General features: G+C 69.8%; 6 protein-coding genes. 3 read left to right on the top strand and 3 right to left on the bottom strand.

Annotation, left to right across the window (positions count from 1 at the left end):
- Positions 1 to 1,240 (bottom strand): cytochrome P450 (locus tag Q7T09_RS14725; protein WP_304700652.1); only part of this gene is annotated, 1,240 nt, incomplete at its 3' end.
- A gap of 68 nt (positions 1,241 to 1,308) precedes the next feature.
- The gene (locus Q7T09_RS14720) at positions 1,309 to 1,740 is read right to left on the bottom strand and encodes an Lrp/AsnC family transcriptional regulator (protein WP_304700650.1); all 432 of its coding nucleotides are present in this window, start codon (positions 1,738 to 1,740) and stop codon (positions 1,309 to 1,311) included.
- A gap of 114 nt (positions 1,741 to 1,854) precedes the next feature.
- Between Q7T09_RS14720 and Q7T09_RS14715 the strand changes: the two genes are divergently transcribed.
- From Q7T09_RS14715 to ygiD, 3 genes are all read left to right on the top strand, one after another.
- On the top strand, positions 1,855 to 2,967 hold the full coding sequence (locus Q7T09_RS14715; RefSeq protein WP_304700648.1) for a saccharopine dehydrogenase family protein: 1,113 nt from the start codon (positions 1,855 to 1,857) through the stop codon (positions 2,965 to 2,967).
- Between the two features lie 10 nt (positions 2,968 to 2,977).
- Positions 2,978 to 4,501, top strand: coding sequence for an aldehyde dehydrogenase family protein (locus tag Q7T09_RS14710; RefSeq protein WP_370689259.1), 1,524 nt, complete (start codon positions 2,978 to 2,980; stop codon positions 4,499 to 4,501).
- Between the two features lie 75 nt (positions 4,502 to 4,576).
- Positions 4,577 to 5,350 carry a 4,5-DOPA dioxygenase extradiol gene (ygiD, locus tag Q7T09_RS14705; RefSeq protein WP_304700645.1) on the top strand — a complete coding sequence of 258 codons (774 nt, stop codon included), beginning with the start codon at positions 4,577 to 4,579 and terminating at the stop codon, positions 5,348 to 5,350.
- A 10-nt stretch (positions 5,351 to 5,360) separates the two neighbouring features.
- Here ygiD and ettA read toward each other — a convergent pair.
- The coding region (ettA, locus tag Q7T09_RS14700; protein WP_304700644.1) for an energy-dependent translational throttle protein EttA at positions 5,361 to 6,470 on the bottom strand (1,110 nt) is incomplete at its 5' end.

Raw genomic sequence — 6,470 nt, 5'->3', positions numbered from 1 at the left:
CCAGCATCTGGCGGTAGACCGCCTCCAGCTGCAGCTGGGCCACCCGCTTGCCGATGCAGGTGTGGGGGCCGTAGCCGAAGGCGATGTGCTTGTCGGCGTTGGCCCGGGTCACGTCCAGCCGGTCGGGATCGGGGAACACCGAGGCGTCCCGGTTGGCCGAGCCGTAGTACATGATCACCTTCTCCCCCTCGGCGATCTGCTGGCCGGCCACCTCGACGTCGCGGGTGGCGGTGCGGCGCATGTAGATCACCGGGCTGATCATGCGGATGAACTCGTTCACCGCCCCGGGGATCAGCTCGGGCCGGGCGATCAGCTTGGCCTTCTCGTCGGGGAAGTCGCTGAGCAGCTGCATGGAGCCGGAAATGGTGTTGCGGGTGGTGTCGTTGCCGGCGAACACGATCAGCAGCCAGGAGCCGTCCAGGTACTCATCAGCCAGCAGGTCGCCGTCCACCTGGGCCTTGGCGATGGCGCTCATCAGGTCGGCCTGGGGGTCCAGGCGGCGCTTGTGCAGCATGTGGCGGCCGTATTCGAACATCTCGGCGATGGCCGCGGTGAAGGCGTCGAGGAAGGCCTTCATCTCCGGCGGCACCTCGGCGGCCGCCCCCTCCAGCCCGCCGCCGGCGCCGCTGCGCTCTGCGGCGAAGGAGTTGGCCAGTTCCAGATAATGCATCCAGGTCAGGAACTTGGGCCGATCTTCTAGCGGGACGCCCAGGATCTCGCACAGGGTGAACAGCGGCAGTTGCGCCGACAGGCTCTGCACCAGATCGACCCGGCCCTGCTTGGCCATGGCGTCCAGCAGGCGGGTCACCTCGCCCTCCACCCGGTCGGTGAGACCGCGCAGATAGGCCGGCGTGAAATAGGGCATGTGCTCGCGGCGCAGCTGCATGTGCATGGGCGCGTCCATGTTGATCATGGCGTCCAGGCTGGCCCGGGCCAGCTGCATCTCCGAGCGCTGGTGGCTCATCAGGATGCCGCCGCGCTGCGAGGAGAAGGTCTCGTAGTCGCTGTTGACCCGCATGACGTCGTCGTAGCGGGTCACCGCCCAAAAGCCGGGCCGGTCCTCGGGCTCGGGGGTCCAGGCGATGGGGGAGGCCTGGCGCATGGCGGCGAAGGCGCTCATCGGCGGGCCCTTGGTGAAGGCCTCGGGGTTCCACAGCTCCACCGGGCTCACCGGATATTTCGGCGGGTGGGCGGGGCCCTTGGGACCGCCGACTTCCACGGTGTCGCTGATCAGAAGCATGGGGCCGTCTCCGTCGGTTGAAGCTCAAGTCGGCCTAAACGCGTGACGTAGGGCAAGGCAAATCGTGGCTACCGTCGGATCCGCGTCGACAGGATGATCGAGGAGGTGGTCCGCTCCACCCCCTCGATCAGGCCGATGTCGTCCAGCACCCGGTCCAGCTCCTCGATGGAGGCCGCGGCCACCATGACGATCAGGTCGAAGGGCCCCGACACCGAGTGCAGGGCCTCCACCTGTGGCATGGCGCGCAGCGTGGCCTCTATATGTCGGGCGGCCTTGGGCGCGGCCGTCACCAGAACATGTCCCCTTACGATGCGGGATTCCAAGGGATTTCCCAGGCGGATCGTGAACCCCGCGATCACCCCGTCGGCCACAAGTCGGTCAATGCGCGTCTGCACCGTCGTGCGCGACACCCCCAGCCGCTTGGCCAGGGTCGAGGCGGGCAACCGGGAGTCGGTCTCCAGCAACCGGACCAGGGCCAGGTCCCGGGCGTCGAGTTTCATATCGTCGGCCGAACTTGGCATATCGCCCACCTGACTGCGCATATCCGACGCTCTGTCTGTTCAAATCGCCCCGAAAACGCCCCACCGTCAAGCCTTCGCTAGGGGAGAGACGTCATGCGCAAGATCGTGGTCATCGGCGGCGGCAAGATCGGGTCCATCATCGCCCAGATGCTGGTGGAGAGCGGCGACTACGCCGTGACCCTCGTCGACCGCTCGGCGGCGGCCCTGCAGGCCGTCCATCCGCGGCTGTCGACATGTGCGCTGGACGTCACCGACGCCGAGGCCCTGGACGCCGCGCTCTCCGGCGCCTTCGCCGTCCTCTCCGCCGCCCCCTTCCACCTCACCGCCGCCGTCGCCCAGGCCGCGGCCCGGGTCGGCTGCCACTATCTCGACCTCACCGAGGACGTCGCCACCACCAAGATGGTCAAGGCCCTGGCGCAGGGCGCCAAGAGCGCCTTCATCCCCCAGTGCGGCCTGGCGCCGGGCTTCATCTCCATCGCCGGCGCCGAGCTGGCCCGCGGCTTCGACCGGGTCGAGGAGCTGCGCCTGCGGGTCGGCGCCCTGCCCCGCTATCCGTCCAACAGCCTCGGCTACAATCTCACCTGGTCCACCGAGGGTGTGATCAACGAGTACTGCGAACCCTGCGAGGCCCTGGTGGAGGGCGAGCTGCGCGAGGTCCCGGCCCTGGAGGGCCTGGAGACCTTCAGCCTCGACGGCGTCACCTACGAGGCCTTCAACACCTCCGGCGGCCTGGGCTCCCTGGCCGAGGTTCTGGCGGGTAAGGCGCGGAACCTGAACTACAAATCGGTCCGCTATCCCGGCCACTGCGCCCTGATGCGCACCCTGCTCAACGACCTCAACCTGCGCCACCGCCGCGACCTGCTGAAGGACGTCCTGGAGGGCGCGGTCCCCGGCACCGAGCAGGACGTGGTGGTCTTCTTCGTCACCGCCTCGGGCTGGCGCGGCGGCCGCCTGATGCAGGAGAGCTACGCCGGCAAGGTGATGGGGGAGCACCATGGCGCCGGCTTCTGGAGCGCCATCCAGGTCACCACGGCGGCGGGGATCTGCACGGTCTTGGACCTGCTGGCCGCCGGGCGCTTGCCTGGGCAGGGCTATGTCCGCCAGGAGGAGATCGCGCTCGCCGACTTCCTGGCCAACCGCTTCGGCAAGGCCTACCGCCAACCCGGCGACCACGTGGCCGACGCCCCGGTCGCCGCGGTCGCCTGAGGAGCCTGAGATGAACGTCCACGTCCGCCCCCTCCCCGCCGTCCGCGACGACCTGATGGCCACCCTGAGCGCCCTCGGCGTCGACCTCGCCGCCCTGGAGGGCGCCGATCTGCCAGCCCGCTCCCCCATCAACGGCGCGGTCCTCACCACCCTGCGGGCCCACACGCCCCCCGAGGTGGACGCCGCCGTCGAGCGCGCGCACTCAGCCTTCCTCGACTGGCGCAAGGTCCCCGCCCCCCGCCGCGGCGAGCTGGTCCGGCTGTTCGGCGAGGAGCTGCGCGCCGCCAAGGACCACCTGGGTCGCCTGGTGGCCCTGGAGGCCGGCAAGGTCACCTCCGAGGGCCTGGGCGAGGTCCAGGAGATGATCGACATCTGCGACTTCGCCGTCGGCCTGTCGCGCCAGCTCCACGGCCTGACCATCGCCACCGAACGCCCCGGCCACCGGATGATGGAGACCTGGCACCCCCTCGGGGTCTGCGGCGTCATCTCGGCCTTCAACTTCCCGGTCGCCGTCTGGTGCTGGAACGCCGCCCTGGCGCTCGTTTGCGGCGACCCCGTGGTCTGGAAGCCTTCGGAGAAGACGCCCCTCACCGCCCAGGCCGTGCAGGCCATCTTCCTCAAGGCGGCCGCCCGCTTCGGCGACGCGCCGGCCGACCTCTCCCAGGTGATCCAGGGCGGCGCCCAGGTCGGCGCGGCCCTGGTGGCCCACCCCAAGGTCGCCATCCTGTCGGCTACCGGCTCCACGGCCATGGGCCGCGCCGTGGCCCCGGTCCTGGCCGCCCGCTTCGCCCGCGCCATCCTCGAGCTGGGGGGCAACAACGCCGCCATCGTCGCCCCCTCCGCCGACCTGGAGCTGGCCCTGCGCGGCGTCGCCTTCTCGGCCATGGGCACGGCGGGCCAGCGCTGCACCACCCTGCGCCGCCTGTTCGTGCACGAGGACGTCGCCGACGCCCTGATCGGCCGCCTGAAGGCCGTCTACGCTTCGGTTCCAGTTGGCGACCCCCGGGAAGCCGGGACCCTGCTGGGTCCGCTGATCGACGAGGCGGCCTATGACGGCATGCGGGCGGCGCTGGCGCAGGCCAAGGCCTGCGGCGGGACTGTCCATGGCGGCGAGCGGGTCGACCGCCCCGGCGTCTATGTCCACCCGGCCCTGGTGGACATGCCCAGCCAGACCGGCCCCATGCTGCGCGAGACCTTCGCCCCGATCCTCTATGTCGTTCGCTATCGCGACCTGGCCGAAGCCATCGCCCTGCAGAACGCCACGGCAGCGGGCCTGGCCTCCTCGATCTTCTCCAACGACGTCCGCGAGACCGAGCTATTCATCAGCGATGTGGGTTCCGACTGCGGCATCGCCAACGTCAATATCGGCCCCTCGGGCGCGGAGATCGGCGGGGCCTTCGGCGGCGAGAAAGAGACGGGCGGCGGCCGCGAGGCGGGCTCCGACAGCTGGAAAGCCTATATGCGCCGGGCCACCAACACCCTGAACTATTCCCGCGACCTGCCCCTGGCCCAGGGCGTGACCTTCGACGTCTAGGCGTTGCCCCCAGAGCGACGCAGCGTTTCAGGAACCGCGCTTGGGACCCGAAGGCGGCGGCGCCATATGGGAGGTATGAACACGCCCTCCCGCATGCCCGTCGTCTTCGTCGGCCACGGCAGCCCCATGAACGCCCTGGGCGGCCCCACCGCCGAGGTCTGGCGCAAGGTGGCCGCCGGCCTGCCGCGCCCCAAGGCCATACTGGCGATCTCCGCCCACTGGTGTCTGGACGAGACGGCCGTCACCGCCATGGCGGCGCCCAAGACCATCCACGACTTCGGCGGCTTCCCGCAGCCGCTGTTCGACATGCAGTACCCCGCCCCGGGCGACGCGGCGCTGGCCGCCCGCGCGGCCGAGCTGCTGGCGCCGATGGCGGTGCGCGCCGACCAGGACTGGGGTCTGGACCACGGAACCTGGTCGGTCCTGGCCCACATGTATCCGGACGCCGATGTCCCCGTGGTGCAGCTGGCCATGGACCTCAGCCAGCCGATGCCCGCCCACTACGATATCGGCCGGCGCCTGGCGCCCCTGCGCGACGAGGGCGTGCTGATCCTCGGCTCCGGCGATGTCGTCCACAACCTGCGCGCCGCCGTGCGCGCCGAGAACGCCCAGCCCCTGGCCTGGGCCCAGCACTTCCACGAGGCCGTGCGCGACCGCCTGGCCGCCGGCGACCACGCCGCCCTCGTCGACCCCGGCGCGCTTGGACCCGAGGCCGGCATGGCCGTCGACGAGCATTACCTGCCCCTGCTCTACGTCCTGGGCGCCAGCGAACCCGGCGAACCGGTCAGCCTGTTCAACGACTATGTCGACCTGGGCAGCATCAGCATGCTGGGCGCGCGGATCGGCTAGAGGCCTTCGCCTACCGCGCGAACTTCTGGAACTTCAGCCGGTGGGGGATGAGGCTGTCGGCGCCCAGGCGGCGCTTCTTGTCGTCCTCATAGGCTTCGAAGTTGCCCTCGAACCATTCCACGTGGCTGTCGCCCTCGAAGGCCAGGATGTGGGTGGCCAGGCGGTCCAGGAACCAGCGGTCGTGGGAGATGATCACGGCGCAGCCGGCGAATTCCTCCAGGGCCTCTTCCAGGTTCTGCAGGGTCTCGATGTCCAGGTCGTTGGTGGGTTCGTCGAGCAGGATCAGGTTGCCGCCGGTGGTGAGCGTCTTGGCCAGGTGGACGCGGTTGCGCTCCCCGCCCGAGAGCTGGCCGACCTTCTTCTGCTGGTCGCCGCCACGGAAGTTGAAGGAGCCGACATAGGAGCGGGTGTTGATCTCGCGCTTGCCCACCGCCAGCACGTCGAGGCCGCCGGAGATCTCCTGCCAGACGGTCTTGGTGGGATCCAGCGCGTCGCGGCTCTGGTCGACATAGGCCAGCTTCACGGTCTCGCCGACCCGGAAGGTCCCGGCGTCGGGGGTCTCCTGGCCGGTGATCAGCTTGAACAGGGTCGACTTGCCCGCCCCGTTGGGCCCGATGACGCCGACGATGCCGTTGGGGGGGAGCTTGAAGGAGAGGTCCTTGAATAGGACCTTGTCGCCATAGGCCTTCTCCAGGTTCTCGACCTCGAGCACCACATTGCCCAGGCGTGGGCCCGGCGGGATCTGGATGGTGGCGGTGGTCTGGGCCAGGCGCGACGTCTCCTGCTCGCGGACCATCTCGTCATAGGCCGCCAGGCGGGCCTTGGACTTGGCCTGGCGGGCCTTGGCGCCGGAGCGCACCCATTCCAGCTCGCGGGTCATGGCCCGCTGGCGGGCCTCGGACTCCGACTGCTCCTGGACGATCCGCTTGGTCTTCTGTTCCAGCCAGCCGGAATAGTTGCCCTCGTAGGGGATGCCCTTGCCGCGATCGAGCTCCAGCGTCCACTTGGTCACCTGGTCCAGGAAGTAGCGGTCGTGGGTCACCAGGATGACGCAGCCCGGGAAGGCCTCCAGGTGGTGCTGCAGCCAGGCCACGGACTCGGCGTCCAGGTGGTTGGTGGG

Origin of the sequence: Phenylobacterium sp. (genome assembly GCF_030645195.1) — a bacterium.
Classification (GTDB): Bacteria; Pseudomonadota; Alphaproteobacteria; order Caulobacterales; family Caulobacteraceae; genus Phenylobacterium.
The sequence above is the reverse complement of the archived record's forward strand: the minus strand, read 5'-3'. Positions and strand labels throughout refer to the sequence as shown.